The organism is Microvirga pudoricolor (assembly GCF_016892705.1).
GTDB classification, from domain to species: Bacteria; Pseudomonadota; Alphaproteobacteria; order Rhizobiales; family Beijerinckiaceae; genus Microvirga; species Microvirga pudoricolor.
The window spans coordinates 437,557-456,013 of sequence record NZ_JAFEMB010000002.1; the positions used below are offsets into that span (position 1 = coordinate 437,557).

The 18,457-nt window shown below is 64.5% G+C and carries 24 protein-coding genes; 7 read left to right on the forward strand and 17 right to left on the reverse strand.

Annotated features, from left to right (window positions below; all coding sequences use genetic code 11):
* Window positions 1-112: 112 nt before the first annotated feature.
* The gene (locus tag ILT42_RS11010; RefSeq protein WP_204215640.1) at window positions 113-445 is read left to right on the forward strand and encodes a hypothetical protein; all 333 of its coding nucleotides are present in this window, start codon (window positions 113-115) and stop codon (window positions 443-445) included.
* Here ILT42_RS11010 and ILT42_RS11015 read toward each other — a convergent pair.
* From ILT42_RS11015 to pdxY, 3 genes are read right to left on the reverse strand one after another with little or no spacing between them, the layout of a single operon-like run.
* Window positions 436-1,149, reverse strand: a complete 714-nt coding sequence (locus tag ILT42_RS11015) for a hypothetical protein (protein WP_204215641.1) — start codon at window positions 1,147-1,149, stop codon at window positions 436-438. The two genes, ILT42_RS11010 and ILT42_RS11015, sit on opposite strands and share 10 nt — an antisense overlap.
* Window positions 1,146-2,051: a PhzF family phenazine biosynthesis protein gene (locus tag ILT42_RS11020; protein WP_204215642.1), complete on the reverse strand. Its 906-nt coding sequence runs from the start codon at window positions 2,049-2,051 to the stop codon at window positions 1,146-1,148. Before ILT42_RS11020 ends, ILT42_RS11015 begins: the two co-directional genes overlap by 4 nt.
* Window positions 2,052-2,053: 2 nt before the next feature.
* Complete coding sequence (gene pdxY / locus ILT42_RS11025; RefSeq protein WP_204215643.1) at window positions 2,054-2,902, reverse strand: pyridoxal kinase PdxY; 849 nt, start codon at window positions 2,900-2,902, stop codon at window positions 2,054-2,056.
* Between the two features lie 156 nt (window positions 2,903-3,058).
* Here pdxY and ILT42_RS11030 point away from each other — a divergent pair, with 156 nt between their 5' ends.
* From ILT42_RS11030 to ILT42_RS11040, 3 genes are all read left to right on the forward strand, one after another.
* Window positions 3,059-3,580 (forward strand): DedA family protein, encoded by a 522-nt coding sequence (locus ILT42_RS11030; protein ID WP_204215644.1) that lies wholly within the window; start codon window positions 3,059-3,061, stop codon window positions 3,578-3,580.
* Between the two features lie 69 nt (window positions 3,581-3,649).
* Window positions 3,650-3,805, forward strand: coding sequence for a hypothetical protein (locus ILT42_RS11035; protein WP_204215645.1), 156 nt, complete (start codon window positions 3,650-3,652; stop codon window positions 3,803-3,805).
* Window positions 3,806-3,917: 112 nt separating this feature from the next.
* Window positions 3,918-4,262 (forward strand): hypothetical protein, encoded by a 345-nt coding sequence (locus tag ILT42_RS11040; protein ID WP_204215646.1) that lies wholly within the window; start codon window positions 3,918-3,920, stop codon window positions 4,260-4,262.
* A gap of 87 nt (window positions 4,263-4,349) precedes the next feature.
* Here the strand turns inward: ILT42_RS11040 and ilvC are convergent, their stop codons facing one another.
* Window positions 4,350-5,369 (reverse strand): ketol-acid reductoisomerase, encoded by a 1,020-nt coding sequence (gene ilvC / locus ILT42_RS11045; protein WP_204215647.1) that lies wholly within the window; start codon window positions 5,367-5,369, stop codon window positions 4,350-4,352.
* A gap of 283 nt (window positions 5,370-5,652) precedes the next feature.
* Here ilvC and ILT42_RS11050 point away from each other — a divergent pair, with 283 nt between their 5' ends.
* Window positions 5,653-6,204 (forward strand): DUF924 family protein, encoded by a 552-nt coding sequence (locus ILT42_RS11050; RefSeq protein WP_204215648.1) that lies wholly within the window; start codon window positions 5,653-5,655, stop codon window positions 6,202-6,204.
* Here the strand turns inward: ILT42_RS11050 and ilvN are convergent.
* From ilvN to ILT42_RS11070, 4 genes are read right to left on the reverse strand one after another with little or no spacing between them, the layout of a single operon-like run.
* Window positions 6,194-6,742 carry an acetolactate synthase small subunit gene (gene ilvN / locus ILT42_RS11055; protein ID WP_229428567.1) on the reverse strand — a complete coding sequence of 183 codons (549 nt, stop codon included), beginning with the start codon at window positions 6,740-6,742 and terminating at the stop codon, window positions 6,194-6,196. The genes ILT42_RS11050 and ilvN overlap by 11 nt on opposite strands.
* Window positions 6,743-6,774: 32 nt before the next feature.
* Entirely contained in the window at window positions 6,775-7,455 is a 681-nt protein-coding gene (locus ILT42_RS11060; protein WP_204215650.1) for a glutathione S-transferase family protein, read from the reverse strand.
* Window positions 7,456-7,863 (reverse strand): endonuclease domain-containing protein, encoded by a 408-nt coding sequence (locus tag ILT42_RS11065; RefSeq protein WP_204215651.1) that lies wholly within the window; start codon window positions 7,861-7,863, stop codon window positions 7,456-7,458.
* Between the two features lie 48 nt (window positions 7,864-7,911).
* Window positions 7,912-9,684, reverse strand: coding sequence for an acetolactate synthase 3 large subunit (locus tag ILT42_RS11070; protein WP_204215652.1), 1,773 nt, complete (start codon window positions 9,682-9,684; stop codon window positions 7,912-7,914).
* A gap of 289 nt (window positions 9,685-9,973) precedes the next feature.
* Between ILT42_RS11070 and ILT42_RS11075 the strand changes: the two genes are divergently transcribed.
* Window positions 9,974-10,801, forward strand: coding sequence for an RMD1 family protein (locus ILT42_RS11075; RefSeq protein ID WP_204215653.1), 828 nt, complete (start codon window positions 9,974-9,976; stop codon window positions 10,799-10,801).
* Here ILT42_RS11075 and miaA read toward each other — a convergent pair.
* Complete coding sequence (miaA, locus tag ILT42_RS11080; protein WP_204215654.1) at window positions 10,779-11,708, reverse strand: tRNA (adenosine(37)-N6)-dimethylallyltransferase MiaA; 930 nt, start codon at window positions 11,706-11,708, stop codon at window positions 10,779-10,781. The genes ILT42_RS11075 and miaA overlap by 23 nt on opposite strands.
* 27 nt (window positions 11,709-11,735) lie before the next feature.
* On the opposite strand from miaA, the gene serB reads away from it, so the two are divergent.
* Window positions 11,736-12,653 (forward strand): phosphoserine phosphatase SerB, encoded by a 918-nt coding sequence (serB, locus tag ILT42_RS11085; protein ID WP_204215655.1) that lies wholly within the window; start codon window positions 11,736-11,738, stop codon window positions 12,651-12,653.
* Window positions 12,654-12,729: 76 nt separating this feature from the next.
* Here the strand turns inward: serB and ILT42_RS11090 are convergent, their stop codons facing one another.
* The 8 genes from ILT42_RS11090 to ILT42_RS11125 all read right to left on the reverse strand — a co-directional run bounded on the left by ILT42_RS11090 (window position 12,730) and on the right by ILT42_RS11125 (window position 18,453).
* On the reverse strand, window positions 12,730-14,229 hold the full coding sequence (locus ILT42_RS11090) for a DegQ family serine endoprotease (protein WP_229428600.1): 1,500 nt from the start codon (window positions 14,227-14,229) through the stop codon (window positions 12,730-12,732).
* 102 nt (window positions 14,230-14,331) lie between these two features.
* Window positions 14,332-14,523, reverse strand: a complete 192-nt coding sequence (locus tag ILT42_RS11095) for a DUF2065 domain-containing protein (RefSeq protein ID WP_204215657.1) — start codon at window positions 14,521-14,523, stop codon at window positions 14,332-14,334.
* Window positions 14,524-14,534: 11 nt separating this feature from the next.
* The gene (gene hflC / locus ILT42_RS11100) at window positions 14,535-15,467 is read right to left on the reverse strand and encodes a protease modulator HflC (protein WP_204215658.1); all 933 of its coding nucleotides are present in this window, start codon (window positions 15,465-15,467) and stop codon (window positions 14,535-14,537) included.
* Window positions 15,464-16,633: an FtsH protease activity modulator HflK gene (hflK, locus tag ILT42_RS11105; protein WP_204215659.1), complete on the reverse strand. Its 1,170-nt coding sequence runs from the start codon at window positions 16,631-16,633 to the stop codon at window positions 15,464-15,466. Before hflK ends, hflC begins: the two co-directional genes overlap by 4 nt.
* A gap of 135 nt (window positions 16,634-16,768) precedes the next feature.
* Window positions 16,769-17,281, reverse strand: a complete 513-nt coding sequence (locus ILT42_RS11110) for a dihydrofolate reductase (protein WP_204215660.1) — start codon at window positions 17,279-17,281, stop codon at window positions 16,769-16,771.
* A complete protein-coding gene (locus tag ILT42_RS11115; RefSeq protein WP_204215661.1) occupies window positions 17,278-17,670 on the reverse strand; it encodes a type II toxin-antitoxin system death-on-curing family toxin in 393 nt (130 codons plus the stop codon). Before ILT42_RS11115 ends, ILT42_RS11110 begins: the two co-directional genes overlap by 4 nt.
* Before the next feature lie 13 nt (window positions 17,671-17,683).
* Window positions 17,684-17,908, reverse strand: a complete 225-nt coding sequence (locus ILT42_RS11120) for an AbrB/MazE/SpoVT family DNA-binding domain-containing protein (RefSeq protein WP_204215662.1) — start codon at window positions 17,906-17,908, stop codon at window positions 17,684-17,686.
* A gap of 65 nt (window positions 17,909-17,973) precedes the next feature.
* Window positions 17,974-18,453, reverse strand: coding sequence for a GNAT family N-acetyltransferase (locus ILT42_RS11125; protein WP_204215663.1), 480 nt, complete (start codon window positions 18,451-18,453; stop codon window positions 17,974-17,976).
* Window positions 18,454-18,457 lie beyond the last annotated feature (4 nt).

Here is an 18,457-nt window from a genome sequence, read left to right on the forward strand (position 1 = left end):
CGAGAGTATAGACCCGAGGCTTCGCCGTTTCAAGGTTTCACTGGGTGCCACGCTGCGGCTTGTCCCAAGCCAGCTTGGCCTTTACCGATGGCGAAATGTTTCGGAGGTTTTTATGCTCTTGAAAGCCCGCACGGTTCTGGCCGCTCTCGCACTCCTTCCTCTCGTCGCCTGTCAGCAGACGGCCTCCCCACCACCGCCTCAAGGTGCCGTCTCCACAATCACGCCGTCGACATTCCGCATGCCGGAGGGCTCAGGCTGCCGGGGTGAGGTCGAACGCACCCGCGCCGTGATGGACAACGATCTCCAGATGGGCCACGTCGCCGCGAGCGTGCATGGGCGCGTCGCGAGGGAGATCGACCAGGCGGCGGCCCTCTGCTCCTCGGGCGAAGAAGCCCGGTCCGTCGCCATGATCAACGCCACGAAATCCCGCTATGGCTATCGCTGAGCGAAATGCCAGCGCATGAAGTGCTGCACATATTGCGGCATGCGCTTGGGATCGATGTCGTCGGGCCCGCGGATGACCCGGACATCCGCGAGTTCGGGCTCGGAAGATAACGCAAGGGAAGACCTAATGGAGCGTGCGGCCACATCGGCCGGTTCGTGCAGGACGACATAACGCAGAAGGGCGATCGCGGGCCATGCGCGGACAACGATCCAGGATTCGTCGACCGTGTAGGCATCGCCCGCAAGACCCGTTTCCTCGAACAACTCACGGGTCAGGCTGTCGGCCAGATTGACGGTGCCGTCCGGGCGCAGGTCGGACGGGTCCGGCGTCCCCGAGGCGAAATAGACCCGCCCCGCATTGGCGGTGTGTTCCGCCATCACGCCGCAGAGAAACGCGCCATCCGCACCCTGAAGGGCGCCGGCCGCGAACCCGTTGGCGATGGATCCGTCGGGCTGGCCCAGATCGAGCCAGCCGAGGAGGTTTTTGAAGTCCACCTCCGAATAGATCATCCGGCAGGCATCCTCCGTGATGTCGACGTCCCGCACGACCAGCACGCGGCCGTTGAATATCTTCGGCTTCTGGGCTTTACGGCGGATCCAATTGGCCTCGATGGCCTCGCGGTTTTCCTCGGCCCACGGCCAGTCCATGGTTTCGCAGCGACCCTCGACCGTGGCGACGCGGGTGATCTGGATCTCGCGGTTCATGCCAGGAACTCGCCCCGCGAGACCAGAACGGCCTGCCCTCCGATTTCCGCCGAGACGAGAACACCGTTTTCGATGACCATCTGCAGGGCAATTTCGCTGGGACGCCCCATCTCGACGCCCTGTTCGATGACGATCCCGTGCTCGCCCTCGCCGAGGGGTTCGCATTGCATCAGCGCCCCCGCGAAAGCCGCCGCGGCCGAGCCGGTGGCCGGATCTTCGGCGACGCCCATCCCGAGCCCGAACATCCGGGCGCGGAACCGCAGGCCAGCGCTGCCCGGCAGACGCGTATAGACGTAAGCGGCCGGGTGATCGCTGTCGGAGAAGATCTTCTCGAAGGTTTCGCCCTGAGCCCGGGCCCGCGCCAGGATCTCAGGACTCGCCACCGGGACAAGATCGTACGCCACCCCTGCCGAATGCCGGCTCGGCACATGCCGGTCGAAGCCGATCTCGGTCGGGTCCAGGCCGAGGGCCCATGCGCAATCCGCCGTCTCCTTGCCCTCGCCCCAGACGAAGGGCAGGCGCGGCAGACGGAAGCGCGCCGATCCCCTTCCCTCGCCCTCGACCTGCGCCACGCAGGACACGATGCCGACCTTCTCCTTCAGGCCGAAAGCGAGCGCGTCGGTCCGCTTGTCCGGGTCGAGGAGAGCCATCAGCACGGCGGTGCCGATCGTCGGGTGGCCAGCGAAAGGCAGTTCCCGCTTCGGCGTGAAGATGCGGATATCCGCCCGCTGGCGTGGATCCTCGGGCGGCAGGACGAACACGGTCTCGGAGAGGTTGAACTCACCGGCGATGGCCTGCATCCGCCCGTCATCCAGGCCCTCCGCGTCGAGAACGACCGCGAGGGGATTGCCCGTCAGGGCCTCACCGGAAAAAACGTCGAGGGTGTAGAAGCGTCGGGTCACGGTCAAACCTCTTCAGGGGTGAAGCGATGGGTGGGAGCCACAAATTCCTCCTGGGCCGCCACGAGCAGGATCTCACGGGAGCCCGCCTCCTCCGTGCGCTTCAGGAGGCCATAGACGGACGATGCGGCCTCGGACAAGGCAATGGAGGCGGAACGGCTTTTCGCATAATGGACGAAGAACAAGGCCGCGATGGCATCTCCCGCCCCGTTGACGCTGATTGACAGCCGCGGCGTGCGCACCCGCCAGAACCGGCCGCCTTCGGCGGCGATGAGATCGACCGCGTCGGCGGGCGTGTCGTCGGCGATGACCGAGGTGGCCAGGATCGTTCTCGGACCCAGGAGGTGGACCGCCGACAGGGCTTCCTTAACGGAATCACGGCTCGCCGTCGCGATGCCCGACAGGTAATCCAGCTCGAACTGGTTCGGCGTGATGATGTCTGCCGCGGGGATCGCCTGCTCCTTCATGAATTCGGGCACGCCCGGACGCACGAAAATCCCGCGTCCGACATCGCCGATCACCGGATCGCAGCAGTAGAGCGCGCCAGGGTTCGCGGCCCGCACCCGGGCTACGGCGGACAGGATCGCGTTGCCGATATCGGCCGACCCCATGTAGCCGGACAGAACCCCATCGCAGCGCGGCAGGACGCCCCTTTCGGCGATGCCCTCCACCAGTTCCTCGATGGCGGGACCGTCGAACACGCGGCCCTTCCACGATCCATAACCCGTATGGTTGGAGAACTGCACCGTGTGGACCGGCCATACCTCGACCCCGAGGCGCTGCATGGGAAAGACGGCCGACGCATTGCCCACATGCCCGTAGGCGACGTGAGACTGGATCGAGAGGACGTTCATGGAGGCTGACCCTGCTGACGGCCCTGGGTTAGCGCATGCCGGCCCGTCCATCAAATGGAGCGGCGTGATGTTTCGCATCAAGAGACGCGATGAGACAACGTGAGCCGGGAACCAGGGCCCCCTCCTGACTTTAGGGTTAAGGCCACGGAGCTTTTCATGGATTTCGGCACCATCAAGACAGTGACCCTCGATTTCGTGCGCGAGCACCAGAGCTACGCGCCCTTCATCGTGGGCGCCATGACCTTTGCCGAATCACTGGCCTTCATCTCCCTCCTCCTGCCCGCCACGACGCTGATCGTGGCCGTCGGCGTGATGCTGGCGGCTTCCGGATCGGGGTTTTGGCCCGTCTGGGCCGGCGCCGTGATCGGTGCCCTGCTCGGCTACGCCCTGTCCTACGAGTTCGGGCGCAGGTTCCAAGCCTCCGCCTATCAGGTCTGGCCGCTGTCCCGGAAACCTCAGTTAGTCGCCCGTGGCGAACGCTTCTTCGGGCGCTTCGGTCCCTGGGCGATCCTTCTCGCCCGTTTCTTCGGCCCGGTCAGGGCTGTGGTGCCCATGATGGGAGGCGTATTCCGGATGTCGCGGCCACAGTTCCAGTCCGCCAACCTCGTTTCGGCATTGATCTGGGGCTTTCTCCTGCTGGCTCCCGGTGCCGGCTTGGCCGCCTATATGAGCCTCTGATCGACCCCGGCCTTGAGGGAACAGGCCTCCTCCCCGGTCATTGACCTGTCATCACGACAGGAGATCCCCATGGGCAAAGGCAAAATGAACGGCGATAATTCCGGCGAGAGCAAGAAGCACCCGGGCGACCATGTGCGGGGCTCCGGCGGGACCACCAAAAAGAGGCTGGATCCTGGCCACCAGGACAACAACAAAGCTGCCAACACGAAGAGCAACCAGCAATAAAAGAGAGCCCCTGGAACGTCGTTTTCAGGAGTTTCCTCTACGTTCATGCAGCTTGGCAATGGCTTGTGAATAATGTTACGCATATGTGTAACATGATTTCAAAGCTATTGCCATGGTTCATAAATCTCCAGAAAATTTCGATTGGTACGAAGACGATCAGCCCCTCGACACGACGGTAGCCAGCCCCGTTCCCGGGCTCCCAGGGTCCTGGAGCAACTACACGTGGTGGCTGGCCTGCATCGGCTTTGCCCTGGTCTGGATCGTCGAGAGCCTCGGCTCCATCGACAGCGCTCGCGGCTTCGCGAGCTACAGCGCCTTCGCCGGACAGATGTGGAACCTGATGCTCGTCCTGGGCATCTGCTACGTCATCTTCCGCGTGTCACGGCCCCTGAGCGGCCTATCCTACGTTCTCAGCGGGTCGGCGGCCGCCTACCTCCTGTTGACGCATTCCTTCTAGGGCTCGGAGAGCCGACAACAGGGTCCAAGAAAAAAGCCCCGGGTCGCGCGACCCGGGGCTTTCGCTTTCCAGCGGCCTGGAGCCGGATCAGTTCCGGGTCTTGTCCACGAGGGCCTTGGCCTTGATCCAGGGCATCATCTCGCGCAAGCGGCCACCGACCTCCTCGATGGGATGAGCGGCCATCTTGGCGCGGGTGGCCTTGAACGAGGTCTGGTTGACCTTGTTCTCCAGCATCCAGTCGCGGGTGAACTTGCCGGACTGGATGTCCTCAAGCACACGCTTCATCTCGGCCTTGGTCTCGGACGTCACGATGCGCGGGCCGGTGACGTACTCGCCGAATTCCGCCGTGTTGGAGATCGAGTAGTTCATGTTGGCGATGCCGCCCTCGTAGATGAGGTCGACGATGAGCTTCACCTCGTGCAGGCACTCGAAATAAGCCATCTCGGGAGCGTAGCCCGCCTCGACGAGCGTCTCGAACCCGGCCTTAATCAGCTCCACGAGGCCGCCGCAGAGCACGACCTGCTCGCCGAACAGATCGGTCTCGCACTCTTCCTTGAAGGTCGTCTCGATGATACCCGCCCGGCCGCCGCCATTGGCGGAGGCATAGGACAGGCCGAGATCGTGGGCATTGCCCGTGGCGTCCTGGTGGATCGCGATGAGGGTCGGCACGCCGCCGCCGCGCTGGTACTCGGAGCGCACCGTGTGGCCCGGGCCCTTCGGAGCCACCATCAGCACGTCGAGGTCCTTGCGGGGCTCGATGAGGTTGAAATGCACGTTCAGGCCGTGAGCGAACAGAAGGGCCGCGCCCTGCTTCATGTTCGGCGCCAGCTCGTCCCGGTAGATGTCGGCCTGGAGCTCGTCCGGCGTCAGCATCATGACCACGTCGGCCCACTTGGCGGCCTCGGCCACTTCCATGACCTTGATGCCTTCCTTCTCGGCCTTGGCGGCGGAGGGCGAGCCCTTGCGGAGCGCCACGACGATATCCTTCACGCCGGAATCGCGGAGATTCAGCGTATGGGCGTGGCCCTGGCTGCCGTAGCCCACGATGGCGACCTTCTTGCCCTTGATCAGGTTGATGTCCGCATCGCGGTCGTAATAAACGCGCATTTCGTCTGGTCCTTCCTGTGTCTTGGGCTATTCCCCAGCCCTCATTGCCATGCTCGGGATCGTCTCCCTCGCAATTTCTCTTATCCTTGCGCCGCTTTTAGCGAACAAAGCTGCCCTGACAAGTTCCCTTTTGTCATTTTCGTTCGACCACCGAACACCCCGAGGTTGGGCCGTCCCTCGCGAGAGGGTCGCACCGTCCTCAAGGCCTTCGGGACGGTTGTCCCGCCCCCATGGCCCGCCCTATGGTCCCTTCCCGAATCCGTCAAGAACCAGGAGCCGACCCATGACCCTCCCGCTCGCGAGCCCCGACGACGTCATCGCCTTCTGGCGCGAAGCGGGACCCGAGAAATGGTTCTCCAGGGACGAGACGTTCGACCAAGCCTGCCGGGACGGCTTTCTGGTCACCTACGAGGCGGCCGCGCGAGGCGATCTCAACGAGTGGGAACTCTCGCCGGATGGCTCGCTTGCGCTCATTCTCCTGCTCGACCAGTTTCCGCGGAACATGTTCCGTGGGTCGCGCCAGACCTACAAGACCGACGCCGTCGCCCTGATGATCGCCGACCGAGCCATCGAAAAAGGATTCGACGAGCGTGTCGATTCCGCCTTCCGACGGTTTTTCTACCTTCCTTTCATGCATTCCGAGGAACTCCCCGATCAGGAGCGCTCCGTTGCCCTGAACGAGAAGCTCGGCGATCCCGATTCCGCGCATTGGGCCCGGCATCACCGCGATATCGTCGCGCGGTTCGGCCGCTTCCCGCACCGCAACGCTCTTCTCGGCCGCGAGACGACGGCGGAGGAGGAAGCGTTTCTGGCCGAGGACGATTTCAGGGGATGATTCCTTCGGCGCCGCGCGCCATGGCGGCGACCCCGGTGCGCGACACCTCCACGAGCCCGACCGCCGTCATGAGCTTGATGAAGCGCTCAACCTCTTCGGTCGTGCCCGTCAGCTCATAGACGAAGGACGTGAGCGTCGCGTCCAGGGTGCGGGCCCCAAAGGCCGCCGCAAGGCGCATGGCCTCGACCCGGTGGTCGCCCTTCCCCACGACCTTCACGAGGCACAGCTCGCGCTCCACCGCGTCACCTAGGAGCGTCAGGTCGGCCACGTAATGGACCGGCACGAGGCGGTCGAGCTGGCTCTTGATCTGCTCGATGATCGTGTCGGTTCCAGTGGTCACGATGGTGATGCGGGAGACATGCGCCTCGTGCTCCGTTTCCGTCACCGTCAGACTCTCGATATTGTAGCCGCGGCCCGAGAACATGCCGGAGATGCGCGCCAGAACACCAGGCTCGTTGTCCACCACGATGGCGAGGGTGTGCCGGTTGACGGGTTCGACGCGGGTCGGATCGGGATAGTGTGTGCTCATCTGGCTCATGGCTCGCGGTGACTCTCGGTTCGGGCGCAGCCTCAGGCGGCGCGGCGATGGATGGAAACAGGTTCTTCGTCGACCTCGTCCGCGTCCACGATCCAGCTCTCTTGAAGGGCGGCCTCGCGCCATTCCCGAAAGGCTGGAAGAGACAGGATCGCGTCCATGTAGGCCCGCGTCTGAGGGCTGACGTCGAAGGAGTAAGTATCGAGGCGCGTGACGAGAGGCGCATACATGGCATCCGCCGCCGTGAAGGACCCGAACAGGAACGGACCGCTTTCATCGGCAAGAGCGCGGGATTGGCGTACGATCTCTTCGAAGCGTGCAACATCACGCGCGACCGCTCCGCCGCGATCCTTGCGGGCGAAGGACTTGCCGAGATTCATCGGGCAGGCATTGCGCAAGGCCGAGAACCCGGAATGCATCTCCGCCGCGACGGAGCGCGCCATGGCGCGGGCCTTCTTGCCCTCGGGCCAGACCGATATGCCGAAGTTCTCTCCGGCATAGTCCATGATGGCGAGGGATTCCCAAACGGTCGCATCGCCGTCGATGAGGATCGGCACCTTTCCGGCCGGCGAGTGCTCCAGCACCTTCGCCCTGGTGTCAGGCAGATCGAGGGGAATCAGGATCTCGTCGAAGGCGACATCGAACTGCTTCAACAGCAGCCACGGACGCAGCGACCAGGACGAGTATATCTTGTTGGCGATGACGAGGGTCGGCATTTAGAGCACTCCCCCCTCTCCCGGATGGGAGAGGGGCCGGGGGTGAGGGAGAGAGGTCTCAGGAAAAGCCGCAGCTTCTCCGATCCTCATCAGAACAGAATCCAGATCGTTCAACACATCGGAGTTTGTGAAGCGAACCACAACGAAACCTTGGCGTTCGATCTCCTCGGTACGCTTGGCATCGTATGCCTCAAACCAACCATGCTGCTTGCCATCGAGCTCGACAACGAGCTTCCGCTCGAAGCAGAGGAAATCGACCGTGTAATTTAGAACCGGCACCTGACGGCGAAATTTCAGGTTTCGGAAACGCCTACCGCGAAGAGCCTGCCACAGCACATCCTCGGCAGACGTCGCCGTCTGCCGCAAGATGCGTGCGAATTGGCGTGGCTCTTTAACCATCAGCGGCATCCCTCACCCCTGCCCCTCTCCCACATGGGAGAGGGGTAAGTTTCAGCATCAAACCAGCATCTTGCCCTTCTCGTCGATCACGGAGCCGATGTCGGTACCGGCTTCGCCGAGATAGTCGTTGAGCAGCATCTCGTTATGGGCCTTGCCCGAGGGGATCATCGGGAAGCAATTCTCGGTCTTGTCGACGATGCAGTCGAAGATCACCGGGCGGTCCGTGTTGATCATCTTGAGGATCGCCTCGTCGAGGTCGGCCGGGTTGTCGCAGCGGATGCCGACACCGCCGTAAGCCTCCGCCAGCTTCACGAAATCGGGTAGCGAGTCGGAGTAGCTGTGCGAGTAGCGCCCGCCGTGCAGCAGTTCCTGCCACTGGCGCACCATGCCCATATACTCGTTGTTGAGGATGAACACCTTGACCGGCAGGTTGTATTGCAGGGCGGTGGACATCTCCTGCAGCATCATCTGGATCGAGGCCTCGCCCGCGATGTCGATGACGAGAGCGTTCGGGTGAGCAAGCTGCGCGCCGACAGCGGCGGGCAGGCCGTAGCCCATGGTGCCGTGGCCACCGGACGTCATCCAGCGGTTGGGCTCCTCGAACTTGAAGTACTGAGCCGCCCACATCTGATGCTGTCCGACTTCCGTCGTCACATAGACCTCTCGGTCCTTCGTCAGCTCGTAGAGACGCTGGATCGCATGCTGCGGCTTGATGGTCTCGTTCGAGTTCCGGTAGCCCAGGCAGTTGCGCTTGCGCCAACCTTCGATCTTCTCCCACCAGGCGGAGATGGCGGGCTTGTCGAGCTGCGGCGCGGTCTGGCGCCAGATGCGCACCATGTCCTCGAGGACGTGCGCGCAGTCGCCGATGATCGGGATATCGGCGCGCACGTTCTTGTTGATGGAGGACGGATCGATATCCACGTGGATGCGCTTGGAATAGGGCGAGAAGGCATCGAGGCGGCCCGTGATGCGGTCGTCGAAGCGCGCCCCGATGTTGATCATCACGTCGCATTCGTGCATCGCGAGGTTCGACTCGTAGGTGCCGTGCATGCCGACCATGCCGAGGAACTGCTTGTCCGAGGCCGGGAAGGCGCCAAGACCCATGAGGGTCGAGGTGACCGGGAACCCCGTGAGATGCGCCAACTCGCGCAACAGGGCTGCCGCATGCGGACCCGAATTGACGACGCCGCCGCCGGTATAGAAGACCGGACGCTTGGCGTTCGCCATCAGCTCGACGGCGGCGCGGATCTTGTCCATGTCGCCCTTGACGGTCGGACGGTAGGTCTTGTGCTGGTTGCTGGTGGGCCGGATATAGGTGCCCTGCTTGAACTGGATGTCCTTGGGCAGGTCGACCACGACCGGGCCGGGCCGCCCGTTGGAGGCCACGTAGAAGGCTTCGTGCAGGATGCGCGGCAGGTCCTCGATCGATTTGACGAGGTAGTTGTGCTTCGTGCAGTGGCGGGTGATGCCCACCGTGTCGCATTCCTGGAAGGCATCGGAGCCGATGAGGTGGGTGGGGACCTGTCCGGTGATGCAGACCAGCGGGATCGAGTCCATCATGGCATCCGCCAGGCCCGTGACGGCGTTGGTGGCGCCGGGACCGGAGGTCACCAGAACCACGCCGACCTTGCCGGACGAACGGGCGTAGCCCTCGGCGGCGTGAACGGCACCCTGCTCGTGGCGGACAAGGACGTGGTTGATCTTATCCTGGTGGAAGATCGCGTCGTAGATCGGAAGCACGGCGCCGCCTGGATATCCAAAGATGTGCTCCACGCCCTGGTCCTGAAGGGCTCGGATCACCATTTCGGCTCCGGTCATCGTCTCGCTCATGTCGTCCCTCCGTGGGGTCTGTCGTTTCGTTTGTCAGGGCATCGGGTAGAATTTAGGCAATAAAAAAGGCCCCTGTGGGGGCCTGTGCGCCATCGCCGGACCTGTGGGTGTCAGACCCACTCCGTCGATGGCGCTCGTACTACGAGAATAAGCGTGCGCATTTGTGCAGCTCTCAGTTCTAAAGTTGCGGGGACGCTATCCGATCCGTTTTATTCGGTCAAGCGGGAACAAGCTTGGCGGCGTCCTGTCATTCTCTTATGCTTTCGTCCGATACTTGATCGATCTTGTCATGGCAGACCCCGTTTCACCGCCTGTCGCCCCCTCCAAAGGTCCGAAAATCACAGCCCGCGCCCTGATGATCGGGGACCGGCTCGACGTGGCAGGGCTTGAGCGCAGCGATGTGCTCTCCACCTCTCCCCTCGCCTTCCGGGCCGGTAGCGAAGGTTTCGTGGCCCTGTTCCGCTTCGGGGTCGTGGTGCTGGTTGGCCTTTCGCCTCTCGAGGAAGATGAGGTTATTCGCGGTCTGCGTCAGCGGACCAGCGGGGAATTTGCCCGGCACGAGGAGGAGACCGCGATCATCGAGATCTCCCCTGACCGGGAGGACCAGATTCCGCCCGGCGGGCCGATCTACCTGAAGGAGCTTTCGACGGAGCGCCTGATCGTCATCGCGGATGCCCTCTCCAAAAGTGCCGCCCTCGCCCGCGACGAGCACGAGGCGGCCGCCTTCTTCGACGTGGTGGACCCGTTCGCACGGCATCTGGCCGAGAAGGGCCGCCGCCCCGGCAACCGGCGCGAGATCCTGAAACACGTGGGCAACGCCCTCCTGGTCCGCCAGCGCATCTCAGGCCGGGTCGCCGTCGAGGAAAAGCCCGATGTGCTCTGGGACCGGCCGGACCTGGAGCGGCTCTATGCCCGGCTTGAGGACGAGTACGAGCTGAAGGAGCGCGCCGTCTCTCTGCACCGCAAGCTCGATGTGATCGGCGACACCGCGCAGGCGCTGACGGACTTGATCGATACGGAACGATCGCTACGGCTCGAACTGATCATCGTCCTCCTGATCGTCTTCGAGATCTTCATCACCTTTTACCAGATGTTCACCGGCGGCTCAGGGCATTGAGGGCCGTCATGGCGGCCTCGTAGCCCCCCTCCGGCGGCGCCCAGGTCCAGTCCGGCATCTGATGGCGAAACCACGTGAACTGGCGCTTGGCATAGCGTCGGGTGTCCGCCTGGCCCTTCACGATGGCCTCGTCCAGGCTCGTCTCTCCCCGCAGATGGGCCAGCAGCCCCGGCACGCCGTGGGCGCGCATGGCCGGCAGCATCGGGTCGAGGCCGCGTTCGCCTAAGGCCCTCACCTCGTCGAGGGCGCCCTGCGTCATCATGGAGAGGAAGCGGCGGTCGATTCTCCGGCGCAGTTCCTCCCGATCCGGCTCCAGGAAGAGCTTCACCACCGGGATGCCGGCCAGCAGGCCGGGCCGGCGGGCGTTATGGAACGAGACCAGCGGCCGTCCGGTCGCGGCGAGAACCTCCAGGGCGCGCTGGACGCGCAGCCTATCCGAGGGCCGCAGGGTGGCGGCGGTCGCGGGGTCCCGCTCCGCCAGCAGGCGGTGCAGGCCGGGCGTTTCCACGCCCTCGCTCTCCCGCCGCACGGCCTCGCGCACGTCGTCCGGGACCGGAGGCATCTCGGACAGCCCGTCGGTGAGGGCCTTGAAATAAAGCCCCGTGCCGCCGACGAAGATCGGAAGCCGGCCCGGTTCCTGCTCCAGAACGCGCGCCGCATCGTCCACGTAGCGTCCCACGGAAAAGTTCACGGCGGCATCCACATGGCCGTAGAGGCGATGGGGCGCGGCGGCCTCGTCCTCGGACCCGGGCCGGGCCGTGATGACCCGCAGGTCGCGATAGACCTGCATGGAATCGGCGTTCACCACGACTCCACCCAGGCTTTGCGCCAATTTGATTCCCAGGGCCGACTTGCCTGAAGCGGTCGGCCCTGCAATGAGGACTGCGCCGATCCGCCGATCCCTCAAGCCCAGGCCTCCAAGATGATCCTCACGATGACCTCTCCGATGGTGTCTTCACAGGATTTCGTCGCGACGCTCGTCGCGGGGCCTTTCGACCAGGGCCTGACCGACGCCCTTCTGGTCGAGGCAGCCGTGGCGCTGGGACATGAGACCGAAAGGCAGGTCCTGGCAAGCGGAATCGCCGCCGACCTCGTGGTGCGCGGCGCGTCCGACGGCGGCGCCATCGAGCGCCGGGTGCGGGACGTGCTGGCCGACCGGCCCGTGGACGTCATCGTCCAGCCCCTCGCGCATCGCCGCAAGCGCCTGTTCCTGGCCGACATGGACTCCACCATGATCGCACAGGAGTGCATCGACGAGCTGGCGGATTACGTGGGCCTCAAGACGGAGGTGTCCGAGATCACCGAACGGGCGATGCGCGGCGAGATCGCCTTCGAGCCGGCGCTTCGCGAGCGCGTGGCGCTCCTGGAAAACCTGCCCGTCGGGGTCGTGGACGAGATTATCGCCGAGCGCATCACGCTGACGCCCGGCGGCCCGGAATTGGTGCGAACCATGCGCCGGAACGGGGCCTATACCTGCCTGGTGTCTGGCGGGTTCACGATCTTCACGGGACCGATCTCAGCCAAGATCGGCTTTCACGAACACCGCTCGAACGTTCTCAACCTCGATGGCGAGGCCTTGGCCGGCACCGTCACCGAGCCGATCCTCGGCCGCGAGGCCAAGCTCGCCACCCTCGTCGAGCTCCGCGAACGCCTGGGCCTCGCAAGCCACGACACCATGGCGGTCGGAGACGGCGCCAACGACCTCGCCATGCTGGAGGAAGCCGGCCTCGGCGTCGCCTTCCATGCCAAGCCCGCCGTTTCGGCAGCTGCCCATGCCCGCGTGGATCATGGGGACCTGACGGCGTTGCTGTACTGTCAGGGCTACGACGCTGGCACCATCGCGCGGGACTAGCGGGCGACTGGCGCCGTACCGAACAAATGAAAAGGCGGCCCCGAAAGGCCGCCTTTTTGATGTCCGATTGCGGGATCTACTCGATCGAGACGGCCACGAAGCGAACCTCGCCCTGCGCGTTCGACACCAGGAGGAGCGCCGACTTCCGGCCTTCTCCCTTGAGCGTATCGATGCGCTTGGTCACGTCGGCGGGGTTGCTGACCGGCTCCTGGCCGACCTCGACGATCACCTCACCGGCCTGGATGCGCTTGTCGGCCGCGTTCGAGTTGGGATCGACGCGGGTGACCACCACGCCCTTCAGGTCGTCCTTCAGGCTGTAGCGCTTGCGCAGCTCGTCGTTCATGCCGGACAGGCTCAGACCGAGAGCTTGACGGGTCGCGGTCGGCGTTTCCGTGGAGGGCTGCTGCAGGCTGGCTTGCTTCTCGCCATCCTCCAGGCGTCCGAGGGTCACCTTCTTGGTCTCCTCCTTGCCCTTACGCATGATCTGAACGTCCACCTGCTTGCCTACGGGGGTCGAGGAGACGATGCGCGGGAGGTCGCGGGAATCCTTGACCTCCTTGCCGTCGAACCGGACGATCACGTCGCCGATCTCGAGGCCCGCCGGACGGGCCGGACCCTTGTCGTCGATCCCGGCGATCAGCGCGCCGCGCGGCGTGCCGAGGCTGAGGGCCTCCGCCGTGGCGTCGTCCACGTTCTGGATGCGCACGCCGAGCCAGCCGCGGCGGGTCTCGCCGAACTCGCGCAGCTGGTCGATCACGGGCACGGCCGTGGAGGCCGGAACCGCGAAACCGATGCCCACCGAGCCGCCCGTGGGCGACAGGATGGCCGTGTTGATGCCGATGACCTCGCCGTTCATGTTGAACAGCGGACCGCCCGAGTTGCCCTTGTTGATGGACGCGTCGGTCTGGATGTAGTTGTCGTAGGGGCCGGACTCGATATTACGTCCCCGGGCCGACACGATGCCGGCGGTCACCGAGCCGCCAAGGCCGAACGGGTTGCCGATGGCCATGACCCAGTCACCGGGTCGGATGTTTTCGGAATCGCCGAATTTCACGGACTTGAGGGGCTTGTCGGGCTTCACGCGCAGAACCGCGAGATCGACCTTCGAATCCTTGCCCACCACCTCTGCCTTCAGGCGCGAGCCGTCGGAGAAGATCACGCTGATGTCGTTCGCGTCGCCGATCACGTGGTTATTGGTGATCACGATGCCCGACGGATCGACCACGAAGCCGGATCCCAGCGAGTTGGAGCGGCGCTGCTGCTGCGGCCGCGAAGGGGCGTTCTCACCCCCACCCTGGCCGCGCCGGTTGAAGAACTCCTCGAAAAGATCCTCGAAGGGCGTTCCCGGAGGCAGCTGCGGGAGGGTGCGGTTGCGGGCCTCGACGGTGGTCGAGGCCGAGATGTTGACGACCGCGCCCGTCACCTCGGCGGCGAGGTCGGCGAAGGATTCCGGGGCCGATCGGGCCTGGACGGTGACCGGCATCGCGGTGGCGACGACGGCGAAGGCGGCGAAGACGGAGGCCGCCAGACGGCGCTGCGGGCGCTTGATCGGGGCCGCTTGTGCCAGGGCGGGCATGTCATGGCTCATGGATGAACCTCTCCAGGGAAAACTTGAACTCTTAGATTGGCTGTCTGCCTTGTGATTCAAGCGCAGATTAAGGCCAAAGCGCGACCGTTCTCAGCCGAATTGCCGAACGGCCCACACGATCGCGACACCGACCAGGGCCGAGATGATTCCCACGATCCTCATCCGGTCGCTCGGGCTGTGGGCCGCCTCATACATGGCCCGACGCATGCCGTCGGGGAAGGCCGCAAACAAAATGCCCTCGACCGCGAGAGCGAGGCCGAGGGCTGCAATCAAATCGAGCATCCGTGTCAGACTTATTGGGCCGGAGCCGCCGGGGCTGGCGCCGGACCGGCCGCCGGGGCGGCCTGCCCGTTTCCGCGACCCGACGGATCGTTGAAGAAGCGGAAGAAGTCGGAGGTCGGGCTCAGCACGAGGCGGGTGTCTCCTGATTTCAGACCCGATTCATAAGCCTGCATGGAGCGGTAGAAGGCGAAGAAGTCCGGATCGCGGCTGAAGGCTTCAGCCAGGATGCGATTCTTATCCGCATCGCCCTGGCCTCGCAATTCCTCAGCTTGCCGGTTCGCGTCGGCCCGGATCACCGTGGCCTCGCGCTCGGCGCGGGCCCGGATGCCCTGGGCGCGCTGCTGGCCGTTCGCCCGAAGGTCCGCCGCCTCGCGCTCGCGCTCGGTGCGCATGCGCTGGTAGACCGCCTGGCTGTTGGCGTTCGGAAGGTCCACGCGGGTGAGGCGCACGTCCACCATCTCGATGCCGAGGCTCTGGGCCTGGCGGTTCACGTCCTCCTGGATGCGGTTCATCAGGCCGCCGCGATCCGTGCGCACGATGGCGTCGCGGGAGGCGCTGGCCAGGACGTTACGCATCGCCGAGTTGGTGAAGCTCGACAGGCGCTGGTTGGCCAGCGGGATGGTGCCGACCGCCTGGTAGAACTTCAGCGGATCGGTAATCCGGTAGCGGGTGAAGGCGTCCACTTCCAGGTTCTGGCGATCGGCCGACAGAAGAGTCTGCACCGGCAGGTCGAGGTCGAGCACCCGCTTGTCGAAATACGTCACCGTATCGATGAGCGGCAGCTTGAAGTGGAGGCCGGGATTCTGGATCGAGGCCTGGACGGCTCCGAACCGGAGCACGAGCGCGTACTGGGTCTGCTGGACGATGAAGACGGAGGCCCAGAGGCCGATCAGGACGATGACGCCGACGATCAGCAGGATGGGCTTGAGTGCGGAGTTGTTCATCGGGCAGCCCCCTGGTTGGTGGCCGCCTGGTTCGCCGCGCCCTGGTTTGCGGCGCCCTGTCGGCGCTGCATCTCGTTGAGGGGCAGATAAGGCACGACGCCCTGGCCCTGTCCGTTCTGATCGATGATAACCTTCTCCATGCCGCCGAAGACGCGCTCCATCGTCTCGAGGAAGATTCGCTCGCGGATGATGGCCGGAGCCTTCTGGTACTCGTCGTAGACCTTGCTGAACCGAGCGGCCTGACCCGTGGCGTCGGCTACGGACTGCTCCCGGTAGCCCTCGGCCTGCTGGACGGCGCGGGCGGCCTCGCCTCGCGCCTGCGGGACCACCTGGCTCGCGAAGGTTTCGGCCTCGTTCTGCACGCGGACGGCGTCCTGCTGGGCGGCGTTCACGTCGAAGAAGGCCTGGCGGACATCAGCCGGAGGCTGCACGGCCTGGAGCTGGACCACGTTGACGAGCACGCCCGCGCCGTAGGCGTCGAGGGCGTCCTGGGCGATCTGGCGGACCTCCTGGGCCACGCTCGCCTGGTCGGTGGTCAGGATCGCCTGGATCTGGCGGCGGCCCACCACCTCGCGCATGGCGCTCTCGGCCACGGACTTGATGGTGCCGGTCGGGTTTTGAAGGTTGAAGACATAATCCTGGGCCCGGGCGGGGTTCACCTGCCAGACCAGATCGAAATCGATGTCGACGATGTTCTCGTCGCCCGTGAGCATGAGGCTTTCCTCGATCACGTCGCGGGAGCGGGTCTGCCCGTTGGGCGACGACCTATAGCCCACCTCGATGCGCTGCTGCTCGGTCACGTTGGGCTTCTGAACCCGCCCGATCGGATAGGGCCAGTTGTAGCGAAGGCCTTCGCCGCTGGTGCCCGTGTACTTGCCGAACACCATGTTGATGCCGACCTCGTTGGGCCGGACGGTGTAGAAGCCGGTGAGAAGCCACACGGCCAGAACCGCCAGCGCGAGGAGCGCGATGCCCTTGCCTCCGCCCATGGAACCGCCGGGGATGATGCCCTTGAGGCGATCCTGGCCGCGGCGCAGGATGTCCTCGAGGTCCGGGGGCGTCCCGTTGTTCTGCGGTCCCGAGCCCCATGGGCTCTTGCCGCCGCCGGATCCGCCGCGCTGACCCCAGGGGCCTCCGCCGCCTCCACTCTGGTTACTCCAAGGCATAGGTCGCCTTTCCCTTTCCATGAAAAGACCGGCCGGATGAGCCGATTGGATGAAAGCGGTTTTGGGTGGTGTTTCTTCCGCCTGTCAAGGCTGCGACTTGGGGATTGTGGTGGGTTTCGTCAACCTTGGCAGGGTTCAACGGCGCCTTTCCAGGTCGATGAATGTGAAGGCATGCTCGTCGTCGGGGCCCTTCGGGTGCTGGACCCGGGCCGTCTCGCGGAAGCGCGAACGGTCGAAGGCGGGAAAGACCGCGTCTCCGTCCGGGGCGGCGCGAACCTCCGTCAGATAGAGGTTTTGGACGTGCGGGAGCGCCAGGGCGTAGATCTCGGCCCCGCCGGCCACCGCTATGGATTGGGCTCCCATCGCCCGGCCGAGCTCGTCGCCCTTGTCCACCGCCTCGTCCCAGCTAGCGGCAATGTGAACGCCGGGGGCGGCGAAGTCCCTCGAGCGGGTCAGCACGACGGTCTCCCGTCCCGGCAAGGGCTTGCCGATGGACTGGAAGGTCTTGCGGCCCATGATCATGGGCTTGCCCCAGGTCAGGTCGCGGAAGCGCCGCAGGTCGGTCTTGAGCCGCCAGAGAAGCTGATTGTCACGTCCGATGACGCCGTTCTCGGCCATGGCGACGACGAGGATGAGCGGGAGGGTCATTTTTTCCAGATTGTCAGGTGCTGTTTGATCCAGGAAGCAAGCTCGCTCTCCTCAAGCTCGCCAGCCGCTAATCTCAGGAAGGTGATGACGGCATCCTCGTCGCTAGCTGTAAGAGCATGGCCGTTCTTCGCTAGGAAAAGCTCCATGGCGACATAAGCGGTTCTCTTGTTTCCATCGAGGAAGGGATGGTTTTTGGCAATCCCGTAGGCATAAGCAGCCGCCAGAAGCGAAAGATCCTCCTCCCCATACTGGGCTTTCAGCTCAGGACGAGCGAGGGCCGAGTCGAGCAAGCCTTCGTCCCGCGTACCGTTCATGCCACCATGCTCGGCCAGTTGGGCCGCATGAATTCTGAGGATCGTGGTTTTGGCGATCCAGCGAAAATCGCTCACTTTAGAAAACCGCTCACTTGGCAAGCTCGCGTAGAACGGCCCGTCGCTTACGCATGATATCCCTAGCCAAGTCCATGTCGGCCTCGAATTCGGGATCATAAGGGGAGAGCTCAACTCCGTTGGGAGTCTCGGTGACAAAGAGTTGGTCGCCAGGCTCGACGCGTAATTTGGAGGCAACATCCTTGGGGAGCACAACCCCGACGGAGTTACCGATCTTCCGAACCTTCAAAGCACCCATCGCATGTCCTCCGTATCAACAAAAGTTAGCACCAATGATGTTATCTTTCAATTGAGCTGAAGGGTTCATGATCGAGCCAACCGATCAAGCGCCTCCCCCGTTACCCTCTGCACGGTCCATTCGTCCATCGGAGCCGCCCCGAGAGCGCGGTAGAACCGGAGCGCGGGTTCGTTCCAGTCCAGCACCCACCACTCCAGGCGCGGCAGGTTCTCGCGGATGCAGCGGCCGGCGAGGTGCTTGAGCAGGGCCTTGCCGATGCCCTTCGAGCGGAAAGCCGGACGGACGAAGAGGTCCTCCAGGTAGATCCCATGCCGGCCCCGGAAGGTGGAAAAATTGTAGAACCAGAGCGCGAAGCCCGCCGGCTCGCCCTCCCATTCGGCGATCTCGGCGAAAACGCGCGGCCTTGCGCCAAACAAGGCCTCGGCGATGTCGGCCTGGGTCGCGTCGACCTCGTGAGCGAGGCGCTCGTACTCGGCCAGTTCGCCGATCAGGGCAAAGACGAGCGCGGCGTCGGCGGGCTCGGCGGGGCGGATGGTGAGGGTCATGAGG